The sequence below is a fragment of the Microbispora sp. NBRC 16548 genome (assembly GCF_030268985.1).
GTDB classification, from domain to species: Bacteria; Actinomycetota; Actinomycetes; order Streptosporangiales; family Streptosporangiaceae; genus Microbispora; species Microbispora catharanthi.
The window spans coordinates 1-15,726 of record NZ_BSSF01000024.1; the positions used below are offsets into that span (position 1 = coordinate 1).

Annotated in this window: 13 protein-coding genes; 7 read left to right on the forward strand and 6 right to left on the reverse strand. The window is 70.8% G+C overall.

Annotation, left to right across the window (positions count from 1 at the left end):
- Positions 1-218: 218 nt before the first annotated feature.
- From QSK36_RS39355 to QSK36_RS39380, 6 genes are all read right to left on the reverse strand, one after another.
- Positions 219-581 carry a nuclear transport factor 2 family protein gene (locus QSK36_RS39355; RefSeq protein WP_285785912.1) on the reverse strand — a complete coding sequence of 121 codons (363 nt, stop codon included), beginning with the start codon at positions 579-581 and terminating at the stop codon, positions 219-221.
- 161 nt (positions 582-742) lie between these two features.
- Positions 743-1,672: a GlxA family transcriptional regulator gene (locus QSK36_RS39360; RefSeq protein ID WP_502883441.1), complete on the reverse strand. Its 930-nt coding sequence runs from the start codon at positions 1,670-1,672 to the stop codon at positions 743-745.
- A 424-nt stretch (positions 1,673-2,096) separates the two neighbouring features.
- Positions 2,097-2,729 (reverse strand): LysE family translocator, encoded by a 633-nt coding sequence (locus QSK36_RS39365; RefSeq protein ID WP_285785914.1) that lies wholly within the window; start codon positions 2,727-2,729, stop codon positions 2,097-2,099.
- Between the two features lie 167 nt (positions 2,730-2,896).
- Positions 2,897-3,811 carry an alpha/beta fold hydrolase gene (locus QSK36_RS39370; RefSeq protein WP_285785915.1) on the reverse strand — a complete coding sequence of 305 codons (915 nt, stop codon included), beginning with the start codon at positions 3,809-3,811 and terminating at the stop codon, positions 2,897-2,899.
- Between the two features lie 264 nt (positions 3,812-4,075).
- On the reverse strand, positions 4,076-4,705 hold the full coding sequence (locus tag QSK36_RS39375) for an HD domain-containing protein (protein WP_182901822.1): 630 nt from the start codon (positions 4,703-4,705) through the stop codon (positions 4,076-4,078).
- Positions 4,706-4,805: 100 nt separating this feature from the next.
- The gene (locus QSK36_RS39380; RefSeq protein WP_285785916.1) at positions 4,806-5,783 is read right to left on the reverse strand and encodes an L-threonylcarbamoyladenylate synthase; all 978 of its coding nucleotides are present in this window, start codon (positions 5,781-5,783) and stop codon (positions 4,806-4,808) included.
- Between the two features lie 423 nt (positions 5,784-6,206).
- Between QSK36_RS39380 and QSK36_RS39385 the strand changes: the two genes are divergently transcribed.
- From QSK36_RS39385 to QSK36_RS39415, 7 genes are all read left to right on the forward strand, one after another.
- Positions 6,207-10,394 carry a SpoIIE family protein phosphatase gene (locus QSK36_RS39385; protein ID WP_285785917.1) on the forward strand — a complete coding sequence of 1,396 codons (4,188 nt, stop codon included), beginning with the start codon at positions 6,207-6,209 and terminating at the stop codon, positions 10,392-10,394.
- Positions 10,394-10,696, forward strand: coding sequence for an STAS domain-containing protein (locus QSK36_RS39390; protein ID WP_183538206.1), 303 nt, complete (start codon positions 10,394-10,396; stop codon positions 10,694-10,696). Before QSK36_RS39385 ends, QSK36_RS39390 begins: the two co-directional genes overlap by 1 nt.
- Before the next feature lie 153 nt (positions 10,697-10,849).
- A complete protein-coding gene (locus tag QSK36_RS39395; RefSeq protein ID WP_285785918.1) occupies positions 10,850-12,055 on the forward strand; it encodes a cytochrome P450 in 1,206 nt (401 codons plus the stop codon).
- A 51-nt stretch (positions 12,056-12,106) separates the two neighbouring features.
- Positions 12,107-12,736 (forward strand): TetR/AcrR family transcriptional regulator, encoded by a 630-nt coding sequence (locus QSK36_RS39400; RefSeq protein WP_285785919.1) that lies wholly within the window; start codon positions 12,107-12,109, stop codon positions 12,734-12,736.
- Between the two features lie 222 nt (positions 12,737-12,958).
- On the forward strand, positions 12,959-13,186 hold the full coding sequence (locus QSK36_RS39405; protein WP_182901830.1) for a FeoA family protein: 228 nt from the start codon (positions 12,959-12,961) through the stop codon (positions 13,184-13,186).
- Positions 13,179-15,431 carry a ferrous iron transport protein B gene (feoB, locus tag QSK36_RS39410; RefSeq protein WP_285785920.1) on the forward strand — a complete coding sequence of 751 codons (2,253 nt, stop codon included), beginning with the start codon at positions 13,179-13,181 and terminating at the stop codon, positions 15,429-15,431. Before QSK36_RS39405 ends, feoB begins: the two co-directional genes overlap by 8 nt.
- Positions 15,428-15,724 (forward strand): FeoC-like transcriptional regulator, encoded by a 297-nt coding sequence (locus QSK36_RS39415; protein ID WP_285785921.1) that lies wholly within the window; start codon positions 15,428-15,430, stop codon positions 15,722-15,724. Before feoB ends, QSK36_RS39415 begins: the two co-directional genes overlap by 4 nt.
- Positions 15,725-15,726: the final 2 nt, after the last annotated feature.

The window sequence follows — 15,726 nt, forward strand, 5'->3', positions numbered from 1 at the left end:
TCATGGCTTCTACCTGGGATTATAAGCCGAGAGTCACTAGAAGACCACGAAGGGTTGAACGCCGAGGCAAGGCTGATAAGGAAGAGGTCCCAGGTTCAAGTCCTGGTAGCCCCACCACGAAGTACCAGTTCAGAGGCCAGTTCCCAAGATATCGGGACCTGGCCTTTTGAGCGTTTGCCATCGATTTGCCATCACGGTCGTCCGGAAGCACGCGAGTGCTAGACCGCGTAGACGGGGGCGAGATCGACGAATATGCGGTAGTCCGAGATCAGGCCGTCGTCGCGGGTGCGCCAGATCGATACGGCTACGGCGCTCGCATCCTTGCCATCGAGCCTCCGGTAGGTCACCTCGGTCTCGGCGATGATGTCGGCATCCAACCGCCAGTTCCGGACGACCCGGTGCTGCAGGCCGCCGATGGTGGAGTAGAAGTCCCGGAGCCCGGCGACGATGGCCGCACGTCCCGCAAGCGGCTCGGCATTGCCGAACACCAGCGTGGCATCCTCGGCCAGCAGTCGCCCGAACTCCTCAGGATCGAACGAATCGACTGATCGGAAAACGCGTCGCACCGCATCGTCGGACATGCCGGTCCCTTCTCACACAGATGGGATCACTGATGGGGACGATACGGGGCGAAGGATGGCGTACAACTAGCGCAAGGGTGGGGATTTCGTCTCCGAGTCCGGGTCGGAGACCTGTCTCAGGTCGCCAGGCCGCGGCGGTAGGCGTAGACCGCCCTTCGCGGCTACCGGATGGTCTTGGTCTGGCGGTAGCGCGAGGGCGGGATGCCGTACCGATCGAGGAAGTTCTGACGGGGGCCTTCAGTCGTGCCGAAGCCGCAACGGGACGCGATGGCGGCAATGGGCAGGGATGTGGAGACGAGGAGATGGGCGGCGGCCTCGGTGCGGGCCCGGCGTACGAAGCGGCCCGGGCTCTGGCCCAGGTGCCTGAGGAAGAGGCGGGTGAGATGCCGCTCGCTCACGCCTGCGTCGGCCGCCAGGGAGGCCGTGGTCAGGTCGCCGTCCAGGTGGCCCGTGATGTGGTCGACGACGCGCTTGACCAGGCTGTCGCTTGGCGGCGGGCTTTCTGTGGACATGCTCATCTGCGCCTGGTTGCCGGGTCGCTGCAGGTAGGCCACCAGGTAGCGGGCCACCTCCCGGGCGAGCGGGGCCCCGTGATCCTCTTCGATGAAGGCGAGGGTGAGGTCGAGGGCGCTCGTGACCCCGGCGGCCGTGGCGACGTTGCCGTCGCGGATGAAGATCGGCTCGGCGTCGACGGTGATTTCCGGGTGACGGGTGGCGAGTACGTACCCGTACTTCCAGTGGGTGGTGGCCCGACGCCCGTCGAGCAGGCCGGCGGCGGCCAGCACCGCGGCGCCCGTGCACACCGAGGCGACGCGGCGACTCTCCCGGGCCAGGCGGCGGACGTGCTCAAATCCGATCCGGAGATCGCCGCGCAGGTCCCGGACCCCACGAAACCCGACGAGTCCAGTACATCCACGAATGACGACGCGAGCACGCACGCCATTTGCGGTGCGTACGCGGACGTCTGGTTCCGCAAGCGGAGCCTGCTCGGGTCGACCATATACGTATGGCATCACCGCGTCGTCTACTGCCGCGACGGCTCTCGGGTGACCTCCTGGCAGAATCGCTACGACTACCTGAGCGATGCTCAGAGCATTGTTTACATGCGAGAGCTGCAGGTCAACCAAGCAGGCGGGGTCGGGACAACATCGGCATGGTCGCACCTGCAACGCCATCTGGGGAGTACTGCGTGGCGAAGTACGGATGCTATGCCAGCCTGAAGCCGTGGTCGCGCATCACCGTTCACGGCAACGCGACGTACAGCTACACGGGTTCGGCGGGATGAGCCGGCGATCGTCCGGGCGCGACGGGGTGAGCTTCCGGCTGTGAGCGGCGCTCCCGGCGGAATCGCGGCCGGTCAGGACATCGGGCGCAGGTGAACGCCGGCTGCCATTCGCTTCGCAGCGGACCTCGGCAGCCGGTGTTTCCGCTCGTCCCGGGAATGCTCCTCGCCGACGTCAGCCGGCTTTCGAGGAAGCTGAGGGCGGCCCCCGGAGGACATGTCGTGTATGCGGGTTATCGGCTGTCCGTGGCCAGGCGCACCGCGAGCGCGGCGAAGACGGTGCCGGAGATCCGGTGGAGCCACCTCTGGACGGCCGGGCGCCCGCGGACGAGGTCGCCCAGGCGGCCGGCCAGCAATCCGGCGGAGGCGTCGACCGACAGGCCCACGACGATGAACAGCGCGCCGAGGAAGAAGAACTGCGCGGTCACGCTGCCCCGGGCCGGGTCAACGAACTGCGGGAAGAACGCGAGGTAGAAGGCGATCACCTTGGGGTTGGCGAGGTTCGTCAGCACGGCCTTGCCGTACACGCGTCCCAGCGGCGCCCCGAGCTCCTGCGCGGGGACGTCCTGGTCGTGGCGGGCGGCGAGGAACGACGTGACGGCCAGGTAGACCAGGTATGCGGCTCCGGCGACGCGGATGACGTCGAAGACCGTGGGAAAGGCGCTCAGCAGCGCTCCCAGGCCCAGCGCCGCCAGCGTCGTGTGCACGGCCAGTCCCGTGGACATGCCGACCGCCGCGAGTACGCCCGCCCGGGGCCCCGATGCCAGGCCGGTGGCGGCGATAAACAGCATGTCGGGGCCGGGCACGATGGAGACGACGAGGGCTGCCAGGCAGAACGTGACGACGACGTGGGGATCGATGACCATAGGCCCACCCTAGAGTTCGGCTCCATGAGCTCCTCGAGGGTGCTGCCCCTGACGCCGCGGCTCTTGGGCGACACCGCCGTGATCACAGCCGGGGCTTGATGCCACCACCGCGAGCACTTCGCCGACCAACTCGCCCAGACGCAGTGGCCACCGATCCTGGACCTTGGTCACTCACCATGAGCGTGACGTGTGGCCTGAGCGGTGACGCGTTCGATGGCCTGGACGGCGACATCGGGCTGGTCGACGTAGATGTAGTGGCCGCTGTTCCTGGCCGTGCTCAGCTTGCTGCCGCTGGACAGCGCGAGCCACTCGCGCTGGCCCGCGGCCCACGCCTGCTCCAGGCGCGGCCCATACGTGGGGACGGCCGCGAGGTACTGCTTCCCGTGCTGGATCACCTCGACCGGGATGTTCCCGGCGGAACGGACCTTGCCGTCGGCGATGACGAGCTTCTCCGGGTTCTCGCCCTGGAACATCGCGAGGTTCTGTGCGCGCAACTCGGCCGCCGGGCCGGTGGCCGACTTGGGGATCGCCTTCGTGATGTCGTCCGCCATGGTGGGTGGGGTGGCGTCCATCAGAACCAGCCCCTTGACCCTGTCCTGGTGGTCGGGGGCGTACCTGGCGGCGATCAGTCCGCCCAGCGAGTGCCCGGCCAGGACGACCGGGCCGTCACCGGCGACGCGGTCGAGCACCCCGGTCAGGATCTTCCCGGTGCTGGAGAAGCTCTGCGGGCCGTCCGGCTTGTCGCTCGCGCCCGCGCCGAGCCGGTCGTAGGAACAGACCCGGTTCTGCTTGCTCAGCGTCTTCTGGATGGCGGCCAGTTTGTCCAGCCCATCGCCTCCCCCGTGCATCAGGATGATGACCGGCCTGCCTTTCTCCGGGTCTCCCGAACAGGACACGTTCACCGACCGGCCCGCGACATCGATCTTCTTGATCCCGGAGATCGGGGCGGCGTCGGCTGTCCGCGTGGCGGGGGTGAGGGGATCCCAGTTCTCCAGCGGTTCGCCGTCGCAGCCGGCGACCCCCGCGCCGAGCACGGTGCAGCACAGCGCGGCCACAACGGATGTCTTGATCTTGGGGAGCATGAGGTCCTCCGATGAGGGAGTCGACGCCGGGGTGATGCGCACGGCGGTGTAGCGGGAAAGCGGACGGAGCGCCGTGGCTGCGTCGTAACGCTACGGATCCGGCGGCCCGGGATCGTCACCTCACGGTGGACATTCGCCGGTAGCTCGTGCGGGGGACACGTGCGGTCTGCCGTCAGCACACACGTGTGGCATGCCTTGGCAGGCTCGGCATCGGCTCCCGTCTGGAGCTCATCCGCATCGTCCTCGACAACGACTCACGGTGACCTACTCCGGCCAGGGGGAGCCGAGGATCGTGTCGACGAAGTTCCCCCGTCGGTAGCCGGGCACGTACCGCTCGAGAACGTCGGCCTTGACGTTGCCGAACGTGGTCCCCGGCTTGGGTGCGACGCCCTCGGTGAACGCCCGCAGGATCGCCTCCTTGAAACCCGGCCGGGGATGCAGGGCGGTGATCTCGGCCCGCTGGGCGTCGTCGAGATCGTGATAGCCGATGCCGAGCACGTCGTACTCCACACCCGCCGTGACCAGCGCAACCTCCGGTTCCATGAACTCGGGGATGCCGGGGGTGGTGTGCAGGGCGATCGCCGTCCACACCCGGCGGACGCTGTCCTCCGGCACACCGCGTTCCTGCAGGAAGCGGCGGGCGGCATCGGCGCCGTCCACCTCGAAGCGCCGCCCGCTGCCGCGATACTCCTCGTTGAGCCCCAGGTCGTGGAACATGGCGCCGATGTAGAGCAACTCCGGGTCGAAGCTCAGGTCCCGTCTCCGCCCCATCAGGCTGCCGAAGAAGTAGACACGGCGTGAATGGTGGTAGATCAGGTCGCTGCTGACCTCGCGTACGAACTCGGTGGCCTCCGCCGTCAACCTGGTATCGGGTACGGTCCGGTCGATCGTCATGGTTCTTCTCCCCTCCGGCTGTGCCATACGCCGTTGTGAACGCTGTCGGGAGGCTTGGCTCCGGCGGTGGGGGACTGTGATCAGTGAGGAGAGTCGCCGGTCACTCGGAGGGCCGGGGCCCCGCGGCGCGGCGGAGCCGGTTGGCGATCGCGAGTCCCAGCCCCTCCTCCACCGGCAAGGACGCGACGATGAGGTCGCACCCCCGCTGGTCGAGCTCGCGCAGGAACCCGTACAGCCCGCGCGCGTAGGCGGCCATCGAATCGGGGACCGCCACCACGGCGTGCGCCTTCACCTGGGCGCCCGCGAAGGAGGGGGGAAGAAAGACGCCCACCTGGTGCCCTAGCTCCTGCGCGAGCTCCGCTTCGGCGACGACCTTCTCGGGCTCGACGAGGACGACCCGCGCACGCGGCGCGTAGTGTGACGGGTGCTGGCCCGGCACCCGGACGCGGCTCGTGGAGTGAACCGCGAGCGGGCGCCCCAGCACCGCCTCGAGGTCCTCGCGCGTCACCCCGCCGGGCCGAAGGACGCTCGGAGTGTCGCCCGTGGCGTCGACGATGGTGGACTCGACGCCGACCTCGCAGGAGCCGCCGTCCAGCACGAAGTCGACGGCATCACCAAGCTCCGCACGGACGTGGTCCGCCGTCGTGGGGCTGACCGAGCCGAAGCGGTTGGCGGACGGGGCCGCGACACCTCCGCCGAAGGCCGACAGAAGCGCGAGTGCGACGGGGTGATCGGGCACGCGAACGGCCACCGTCTCCAGGCCACCGGTCGCCTCGAGGGACACCCGGCGACCACGCCGCAGGACCAGAGTGAGTGGCCCCGGCCAGAAGCGTTCGGCCAACAGGCGCGCCGCCGCGGGCACGTCCTCGACCCAGTCGCCCAGGTGCTCCGCGCCGCCGATGTGGACGATCAGCGGGTGGGAGGGCGGGCGCCCCTTGACCTGGAAGACGCGCGCGACGGCGGCGGGGTCCTCGGCGTTGGCGCCCAGACCGTAGACGGTTTCGGTCGGGAAGGCCACCAGGCCTCCGGCGCGCAGCACGCCGGCCGCCTTCTCGATGTCACTGGTTGTTGCCGTCACCCTCGCAATCCTTTCACTGTTCCGCTCTCCACACGCCGGGGTCTCGTGGCGCATGGTGACGAACCGCGGCCGACAGCACCGCGTGAGCCCGGACGGACGAAATCCGTCACAGCGGCACGGGGGAACACCGCCAGGACGGCCCCCGCCTCAGCGTAGAACCCGCAGGCCGCACCCCATCTCGCCGGTCACCTCCAGGCGGTGGCGTCTTTCACCGAGGTGCTCGCGCCATCCGACGCAAGGTCACACGAATAGGCCCGGACACGCACTCCGTACGATTCATCCGGTTTTGCCTGCCGGAGTATCCTGCTGCGCACGTGTCACCGACCTCCCCCACACACCTGTGCGGGGCCCGCCGGGTGGCAACGGCACGGTACGGAGTCCGGCGTGGGTGGGCTGGGCTCGGCGTGAACGAAAGGGTGTCAAGTGACGCGCTGTGAGGACGCTGAGCAGGGGCCGCCGACAGCGGCCGGAGCCGGGGTGTTCGCCGCCGAAGACGAGGTCGGCCGGGATCTGGCGTTGGTGGACTGGCGGGCGACCCCGCTCGGGCCGCCGGAGGAGTGGCCGCAGAGCCTGCAGACGGCGGTGAGCATCCTGCTGTCGTCCCGGTTCTCCATGTGGATGGCGTGGGGGCCGGAGCTGACCTTCTTCTGCAACGCCGCCTACCGCCGTGACACCCTGGGCCGGAAATACCCGTGGGCGCTGGGACGGCCCGCCAGCGAGGTCTGGGCGGAGATCTGGGACGACATCGGCCCGCGGATCGACACCGTCCTGGCCACGGGGAAGGCGACCTGGGACGAGGCGCTGCTGCTGTTCCTGGAGCGGGCCGGCTATCCGGAGGAGAGCTACCACACGTTCTCCTACAGCCCCCTCCGGGACGACTCCGGCACCGTGGTCGGCATGTTGTGCGTCGTAAGCGAGGAGACCGAGCGGGTCATCGGCGAGCGGCGCATGGCGACCCTGCGGGATCTCGGCTCCGATCCCAGCGTGGTCCGCACCGAGCAGGAGATGCTGGCTTTCGCCTGCCGGCAGCTCGGCCGCAACCTGCACGACCTTCCGTTCACGTTGACCTACCTGTTCGAGGACGGCGGCGGGGCACGCCTGGCAGGGGTGACCGGGATTTCCGCCGGGCACCCGGCCGCCCCTCTCACGCTGCCGGCCGACGCCCCGGACGCGGTGTGGCCCGCGACGGCGCTGGCCCGGGGAGAGTCGGTGATCGTGCCGCTCGACCCTGCCCCGCTCGACCCTGCCCCGTTCGCCGGCCTCCCGGCCGGAGACTGGCCGGAGCCGCCCACGCACGCGCTGGTGGTGCCGCTGCTCCAGCAGGGCAGTGCGCCGTACGGGTTCCTGGTGGCCGCGCTCAACCGGTACCGCCCCCTGGACGAGGCGTACCGCGGGTTCATCGACCTGGCCGCGGGGCACGTCGCGGCAGGCGTCGCGAGCGCCCGCAGCTACCAGGCCCAGCAGCGGCGGGCGGAGGAGCTGGCCGAGCTCGACCGCGCGAAGACCGTCTTCTTCTCCAACATCAGTCACGAGTTCCGCACACCGCTGACCCTGATCATGGGGCCGGTGGAGGAACTGCGCGGCCGCCTGCGGGGAGCCGACGCGCAGGTGCGCGAGGAGCTGGAGGTCATCCGCCGCAACGGGTTGCGGCTGGGCAAGCTGGTCAACACCCTGCTGGACTTCTCCCGCATCGAGGCCGGCCGGATGCAGGCCAGCTACGAGCCGGTCGACCTGGCCGCGGTCACCGCCGAGCTGGCCAGCCTCTTCCGCTCCGCCATCGACAAGGCGGGTCTGGACTTCCGGGTCGACTGCCCTCCCATGGACGAGCCGGTCTACGTCGACCGCGGCATGTGGGAGAAGGTGATGCTCAACCTGCTCAGCAACGCGCTGAAGTTCACCTTCGAGGGCTCGATCGGCGTCACCGTGCGCAGGGAGGACGACCACGCGGTGGTGACCGTCACCGACACGGGCATCGGCGTCCCGGCCGAGGAGGTGCCGCGGCTGTTCGAGCGGTTCCACCGCATCGAGAACGCGCGATCGAGGTCCAACGAGGGAAGCGGCATCGGGCTGGCCCTCGTGCAGGAGCTGGTCGGCCTGCACGGCGGCACCATCAGCGCCGACAGCGCCGAGGGCGCGGGCACCCGCTTCACCATCCGCCTGCCGTACGGCTCCGCGCACCTGCCCGCCGAGGCGATCACGACGGCCGGCACCGGCGCCGGCGCCACCACTGCGGATCCGTACGTCGAAGAGGCGCTGCGCTGGCTGCCCGTGGACGCCACCGGCGAGCCCACCCGGGACACGATGCGGATGCCGTCCCACGACGGCTCCGCCGCCCGTTCCGGAGGCTCGGCCGCCCCGGCGCGTGTGCTGGTCGCCGACGACAACGCCGACATGCGCGAGTATCTCGTCCGTCTCCTCAAGGGCGCCGGCTACGTCGTCAGCACCGCGAGCGACGGGATGGAGGCGCTGGACGCCGTCCGCGCGGACGCCCCCGACCTCGTGGTCAGCGACGTGATGATGCCCCGCCTTGACGGCCTGTCCCTGGTCTCGGCGCTGCGGTCCGACCCACGCACCGCCGCCGTGCCCGTGGTGCTGCTGTCGGCCCGGGCGGGCCAGGAGGCGTCCATCGAGGGCCTGCAGGCCGGAGCCGACGACTACCTCGTCAAGCCCTTCGCCGCCGCGGAGCTGCTCGCGCGGGTGAGGGCGAACATGGACATGGCGCGGCTGCGCCAGCACCAGGCGCGCTGGCGCAGCGCGCTGGTGGACTCGCTGCAGGAGGCGTTCTTCGTCTGCGACGAGCAGGGCGCCGTCGTCGAGATCAACAGCGCCTTCACCGACATCCTCGGCTACGGCCCCGAGCACCTGCCCTACACGCCGATCCACCCGTGGTGGCCGGACGCCACCACCGATCCCGAGGCCCACCAGCAGGTCGCCGACGCCTTCAGCGGCCTTCTCGGCCCGGGCCAGGGCAGCTACACCATCCCGGTCACCCACAGCGACGGGCACCGGCTGTGGGTCAGCGTCACCTTCAACCAGGCGCAGGATCCCGACACCGGGCGGCATGTCGTCGTCGGCACCTTCCGCGACGTCACCGCCGAGCACTACGCCATCCAGCGCGAGAGCGCCCTCGCCTCGCTGAGCACCAGCCTGTCCCAGGCCGGGAGCCTCTCCGACGCGCTGACCGGCGCCCTGCGGGAACTGCGGAGTCTGTGGCGCGCCCAGTCGGTTCTGGCCGCCGTCTTCGACCACGGCGAGGAACCGACCCTGACCGCCGCCGGCGAGTCGGTGGACTGGCATGGGCTGCCGGGCGATCGCCGCCGGGCGCTCACCGATCTGCTGCGGCGGCCGCTGCTCACCCCGGTCGCCGACCGCGACGGGGTCGGCATCCTGCTTGAGCACCCCGAGGGCCAGCTGGCCCTGTGGGTCGACCTGGGCGACCGCCGGCCTTTCACCGGCGAGGACCAGGTGCTGCTGTCGCTGCTGGCCGGGCGTCTCGCCCAGGGGCTGGTGCGCGCCCACCAGATCGACCAGCAACGCGAGACCGCCATCGCGCTGCAGCGAGCCATCCTCGGCCCCGCCCGGCTTCCCGAAGGGTTCGCCGTACGCTACGAGCCCGCCACCAGGCCCCTGGAGGTCGGCGGCGACTGGTACGACACCATCGCACTGCCCGGCGGACGCATCGGCATCGTGGTCGGCGACTGTGTCGGGCGCGGGGTGCAGGCCGCCGCCGTCATGGGACAGCTGCGCAGCGCCTGCCGCGCGCTGCTGCTGCAGGACGACAGCCCGGCCCGCGTGCTCATGGCCCTGGACCAGTTCGCGGCCGGCGTTCCCGGCGCCAGGTGCACCACCGTCTTCTGCGCCGTCCTCGACCCGGAAACCGGGCGCCTGTCCTACTCCAGCGCCGGACATCCGCCGGGAATCCTCGCCCTCCCCGACGGCAGCACGGGCCTGCTCGACGGTGGACGTTCCGTTCCCCTGGCCGTACGCCCGGGCGCGACCCGTCCGGAGAGCGAGACGATCATCCCCGCGCGCGCCACGCTCATGCTGTACACGGACGGCCTGGTCGAACGCCGCCGCCGTCCGCTGTATTCGGGCATCGACCAGGCCAGCCAGGCCGTACAGGACGGCAGGAACGTCGCCGTCGACGACCTCGCCACCCAGGTGATGATCCGCCTGGCGCCCGCGGACGGCTACGACGACGACGTCGCTCTGCTGCTCTACCGGCACCCGGCCCCGCTGGAGATGACCTTCCCCGCCGAGTCGTCCCAGCTGGCGCCTGTCCGTAAGGCGCTGCGGAGCTGGCTCGGCCAGTGCGACCTACCGACCCAGATCGTCCAGAACATCCTGGTCGCAGCCGGTGAGGCGTGCGCGAACGCCATCGAACACGGCCACCGGCACACCCCCGGCGACATCGTCCGCCTGCGGGCCGAGGCATCGGTCGACAATCTGCGCCTCACCGTCGCCGACACCGGCCGCTGGAAGTCCCCCGAGCCCGAGGCCAACGCCCACCGCGGCCGCGGCGTCGCGCTCATGCGCGCCATGATGCAGCAGGTCACCATCACCCCCGGCCCGTACGGGACCACCGTCGACATGCAGATGAGGATCGCCTGATGACCACGCCCCTGACTCTCACTCCTGGGGTTCGCCCGGACGGCGCCGCTCTCCTGACCGCGGCCGGTGAGATCGACATGAGCAACACCGATGCCCTCGAAGCCGCTCTCGAGAGCACCCCGGGGCCCGTCGTCCTCGACCTGACCTCCGTCGAATACCTCGACAGCGCGGGCCTGAGCGTCCTGTTCGCCCACGCCGACCACATCACCCTCATCGCCAACCCGCTGCTCACTCCCGTCCTGACCATCTCCGGGCTGGCGGACATCGCCACCGTCCACGACAGCGACCCCGCCGCCCGATAGGGCGGGAATTTCGGCCTCCTCCTGCGGTCATATCGCCTCAAGTGAGATTTTGCTCTCGCTTGCGTTGATCTCTTTACACGAGTCATGTGATAGTTGACTATCAAGTGGCGACTCGACGGCTCGTGGTGAACGACGATCCGCTCTGGAGGCATCATGACCACTGTCGAACCCCGGACCTTCCCCTTCGGCCAGCTGGACCGGCTGGAGGTGGATCCCCTTTTCTCCCGGCTGCGGCAGGAGGAACCGCTGTGCCGGGTCCGGCTGCCCTACGGTGAACCCGCGTGGCTCGCGACCCGCTATGAGGACGTCAAGGTCGTGCTCGGCGACGCGCGGTTCAGCCGGGCCGCGGCGATCGGCCGCGACGAGCCGCGGATGCGGCCTCACCAGTCCCGCCCCGGCAGCATCCTCAGTTTCGACCCGCCCGAGCACAGCAGGCTGCGCAGGCTGGTGTCGAAGGCGTTCACCGTACGGCGGATCGAGCTGCTGCGGCCACGGACCCAGGAGATCGCCGACGATCTCGTCGGCGCGATGCTGGCCAAGGGCGCCCCGGCCGACCTCGTCGAGGACTTCGGGCTGCCGCTGCCGATCACGGTCATCTGCGAGTTGCTGGGCGTTCCCGTCGAGGACCGGGTCGACTTCCGGACCTGGTCGGACGCGCTCCTGTCCACCACGCGGTTCACCCCCGAGCAGGTGGTGCGCTGCATGGGCCTGCTACGGGAGTACATGGCCGGTCTGATCGCCGAGCGCCGGCAGACCCCGAAGGACGACCTGCTCAGCGCGCTCGTCGCGGCCCGCGACAACGAGGAGCGGCTGTCGGAGGAGGAGATGCTGTCGCTGGCCGAGGCGCTGCTGGTCGCCGGTCACGAGACCACGGCCACGCAGATCCCGAACTTCGTCTACGTGCTGCTCACCCACCCCGAGCAGCTCGCGGCGCTGTGCGCGGACCTCGACCTGATACCCAGGGCGGTCGAAGAGCTGATGCGCTTCGTCCCGCTCGGGGGTGGCGCTTCCATCGCCCGCTACGCGCTGGAGGACGTCGAGCTCGGCGGCGTCACGGTGCGCGCCGGAGAGCCGGTGGTCGTGAGCCTGGTCTCGGCCAACCGCGACGAGTCGGTCTACACGAACCCCGACGAACTCGCGTTCGACCGTCAGCAGGCCTCGCACGTGGGGTTCGGGCACGGGGCGCACCACTGCCTCGGCGCCCCGCTCGCCCGGATGGAGCTGCAGGTCGCCCTGCGTACGCTGCTCACACGGCTGCCGGGACTCCGCTTCGCCGGCCCCGAGGACGACGTCGCGTGGAAGACGGGGTTGTCCACCCGAGGGCCCGAGCACATGCTTGTCACCTGGGATGAGCCCTGACGAGTGTCGGAACTAACCGATAGTCGCCTATCACTTGGTTATCCTGTGGAGGTGACCACCGAGACCTCACGGCGGCTGCGCGCCGACGCCGCACGCAACTCCGGCAGGATTCTGCGCGCGGCCCGGGAGGTCTGGGCCGAGCAGGGCCCCGACGCGCTGCTCGAAGACATCGCCCGCCGCGCCGGGGTCGGCATCGCGACGCTCTATCGCCACTTCCCGGACAAGGCGGGCCTGGTCCGGGCGGCCCTCGACCAGAGCTTCGCCGAGGACATCGCCCCCGCCATCGAACGGGCGCTCGGCGACGACGATCCCCGGCGCGGTCTGACAGCCGTGCTCGAGGCGGCGATGTCCACGGCGGCCCGTGAACTCAACACCCTGGCCGCCGCCCGGAACTCCGGCGCCATCACCGCGGAGGCCAGCAGTCCGTTCATCGAGTCGCTGACCCTGCTGGCCCGGCGCGGGCAGCAGGCCGGTCTCATCCGTGCCGACCTCGTCCCCGACGACCTGCCCAGGATCATGGTCATGCTGATGGGTGTGCTGTGGACGATGGATCCCGGCAGCGACGGCTGGCGGCGCTACCTCGCGCTCGTCCTCGACGCCCTGTCTCCCGGCGCGGCCTCCCCGCTGTCGGCCGCCGTGCCGCTCAGGTCGCCGCGCAAGCGGGGCGGCTGGCCCGTGTGACGCGCGCGGGGGCGGTGAGCCCGGCGAGGGCGGCGGCCGAGGGCGGTCCGGGCTCGGCCTGGTAGGCGATGACGACCTGGCCGTCCGTCCCGCCGGCCGTCAGGCTGTGACGCCGCAGGACGAGCGGCCCGGCGCCGCCCGGACGAAGGCAGCGGCGGCACTGGCGCGCCCCGCAGGACTTAGGTAAACCTAACCTTAGGTACGCTGAGTCGGGAGGTGCCTATGAGACCGGGTGACTTCGCGAGAGGCGCCGTTATGCGGCTGCGCCGGGTGACCGGCGACCGGCGGCATCGCAGACGGCTGGCCGAGCTGGGGTTCGTGCCGGGCGCGTCGCTCTCGGTGCTGGGACGGGGCATGCACGGCGGCCTCGTCCTGGCCCTCGGCGACGGCCGGGTGGCCGTCGACGCCCTGACGGCGGCGACGCTGGTGGTGGAGCCGGCCGATGGGTGAGCGGCCGATCACCAAGGCACCCGTCACCAAGGCACCCGTCACCAAGGCACCCGTCACCAAGGCACCCGTCACCAAGGCACCCGTCACCAAGGCACCCGCCGCCAAGGGACCGGTCGCCAAGGCCCTCCTCACCAAGCCCTGCTGCGACGACGACGTCCCGGGCGGCGTCAACGCCGGCGATCCGCGGGTCGCCCTCGTCGGCAATCCCAACGTGGGCAAGTCCACGCTGTTCAACATGCTGACCGGGGCGCGGCAGCGGATCGGCAACTGGCCCGGCAAGACGGTGAGCGTGGCGCAGGGCACCTGGCGCTCACCCAACGGCGAGATCACCCTCATCGACCTGCCGGGCACCTACAGCCTGGTGCCGGGCTCGCCCGACGAGGCGCTGACCAGGGACCTGCTCGTCGACCGGGGCATGGGGGGCCGCCCCGACCTCGTGGTCATCACCGTCGACGCCGCGAACCTCGCGCGCAACCTCTACCTGCTCGCCCAGGTCATGGAGACGGGCGTGCCGCTGGTCGTCGCACTCACCATGGTCGACATCGCCGAGAGCCGGGGCATCCACGTCGACGCCGGGCGGCTGTCCGAGCTGATCGGCGCCCCCGTCGTACCCCTCGTGCCGCGCCGGGGCGAGGGCGTGGCCGAGTTCGACCGTGTCGTCGCGCGGGCGCTGGCCGCTCCCCGCAGACCGGCCCTGCCCGTCCTGGGCGAGGACATGGAGGCCGCGCTGGCGTCGATCACCGCCGAGGTGCCCGCCGAGACCGCCGTACGCTACCCGGCGCGCTGGCTGTCGATCGCGCTGCTCACCGGGGAGGACGTGCCCGGCGTACCGGAGGAGACCACGGCCGCGGCACGGGCCGCCGGCGCCGCGCTGTCCGGCGGCGAGCCGACCGGCGGCGACCCGGACGACCCGGAGCTGCTGGTCGCCGAGCAGCGGTACGCGTGGGTGCACGAGGTGATCGCGGAGGTCGTGACCCGCCGCGGGGCCGGGCGGGCCACCTGGTCGGACCGCGTCGACCGGGTGCTGACCTCCCGGTGGTTCGGGCCACCGATCTTCCTCGCGGTCATGTGGGCAGTGTTCGCGCTGACCACGAAGGCCGCCGCGCCGCTCATGGCCGGTTTCCAGGGACTCGTGGACGGCCCGGTCTCCACCGGCGCGGGCCGCCTGCTCGACGCGCTGGGGGCGGGCGGCGCGATCCACGGCCTGGTGCTCAACGGCCTCATCGCGGGCGTCGGGCAGGTGCTCTCGTTCGTCCCGCTGATGGCCATCATGTTCGTGCTGCTGTCCGTGCTCGAGGACTCCGGCTATCTGGCGCGGGCGGCGTTCGTCGTCGACCGGCTCATGCGGGTCATCGGCCTGCCCGGCCGCGCGTTCCTGCCGTTGATCGTCGGTTTCGGCTGCAACGTGCCCGCCCTGGCCGGCACCCGCATCCTGTCCGACCGGCGGCACCGCCTGCTGACCGGACTGCTGATCCCGTTCGTGACCTGCAGTGCCCGGCTCACGGTGTACGTGCTCGTGGCGACCGCGTTCTTCGGCAGCGCCGCGGGCACGGTCGTCTTCGCGATGTACGTGCTGTCGATCGCCCTGGTCATCGGGATGGGCCTGCTGCTGCGCGGCACCCTGTTCCGCGGCATGGCGGAGGAGCCGCTCGTCCTCGACCTCCCGCCCTACCGGCTGCCCGCCGTACGGGTGATCGGGGCGCAGTCGTGGGTGAAGCTGCAGGCGTTCCTGAAGACGGCGAGCGGGATCATCGTGGCCACGGTCACGCTCGTGTGGCTGCTGTCGTCGATCCCGTTCGGCGGCCAGGGGTCGTTCGGCCGCACTCCGATCGAGCACAGCGTCTTCGGCGCCGCCTCGCACGCCGTCGCCCCCGCCTTCGCCCCGTCCGGGTTCGGCGACTGGCATGCCTCGGCCGCCCTGATCACCGGATTCGTGGCGAAGGAGGCCGTCGTCTCCACGATGGCCCAGACGTACAGCATGGGCGAGCCGGCCGACGGGCACCAGCCGGGCGGACTCGGCGGCGCCCTGCGGGCCACGATCGAGCAGACCTCGCACGGCCACCCGGTGCCGGCGGTGCTGGCGTTCCTGGTGTTCCTGCTCGCCTACACGCCGTGCATGACGACCGTGGCCGCCCAGCGCGTGGAGATCGGCGGGCGGCTGACCCTGCTCGGCGTAGGGATGCAGCTCACGCTGGCCTGGCTGCTCGCGGTGGCGGTCTTCCAGGTGGGGAGCCTGTTCCTTTGAGCGCGCTGCGCAGGGTGCTCGAAGAGATCACCGCGGCCCGCGGCGGGGTCAGCCTGGACGACATCGCCCGGCGGCTGGGCCTCGGCCGCGACGAGGTCGACGCGATGGTCGAGTACTGGGTCCGCAAAGGGCGCCTGTCGTCCGACGACATCGCGGCCGCCTGCCCGAGCGGCGGCTGCGGCACCTGCGCGCTGGGCGACGACGGGAAGCCGGGCTGCGGCACGCGGCGTGACGGCCCGGTGCTGCTCGCGATCACAGTACGCCGCCGAGAGGATCGCCGGGAGGACTCCTGAGC

Coding starts and splice junctions, on each gene's coding strand:
- QSK36_RS39405 (WP_182901830.1), top strand. CDS start 12,959: ATGAGACCGGGTGACTTCGCGAGAGGCGCCGTTATGCGGCTGCGCCGG.
- QSK36_RS39370 (WP_285785915.1), bottom strand. CDS start 3,811: ATGCTCCCCAAGATCAAGACATCCGTTGTGGCCGCGCTGTGCTGCACC.
- QSK36_RS39395 (WP_285785918.1), top strand. CDS start 10,850: ATGACCACTGTCGAACCCCGGACCTTCCCCTTCGGCCAGCTGGACCGG.
- QSK36_RS39355 (WP_285785912.1), bottom strand. CDS start 581: ATGTCCGACGATGCGGTGCGACGCGTTTTCCGATCAGTCGATTCGTTC.
- QSK36_RS39390 (WP_183538206.1), top strand. CDS start 10,394: ATGACCACGCCCCTGACTCTCACTCCTGGGGTTCGCCCGGACGGCGCC.
- QSK36_RS39375 (WP_182901822.1), bottom strand. CDS start 4,705: ATGACGATCGACCGGACCGTACCCGATACCAGGTTGACGGCGGAGGCC.
- feoB (WP_285785920.1), top strand. CDS start 13,179: ATGGGTGAGCGGCCGATCACCAAGGCACCCGTCACCAAGGCACCCGTC.
- QSK36_RS39365 (WP_285785914.1), bottom strand. CDS start 2,729: ATGGTCATCGATCCCCACGTCGTCGTCACGTTCTGCCTGGCAGCCCTC.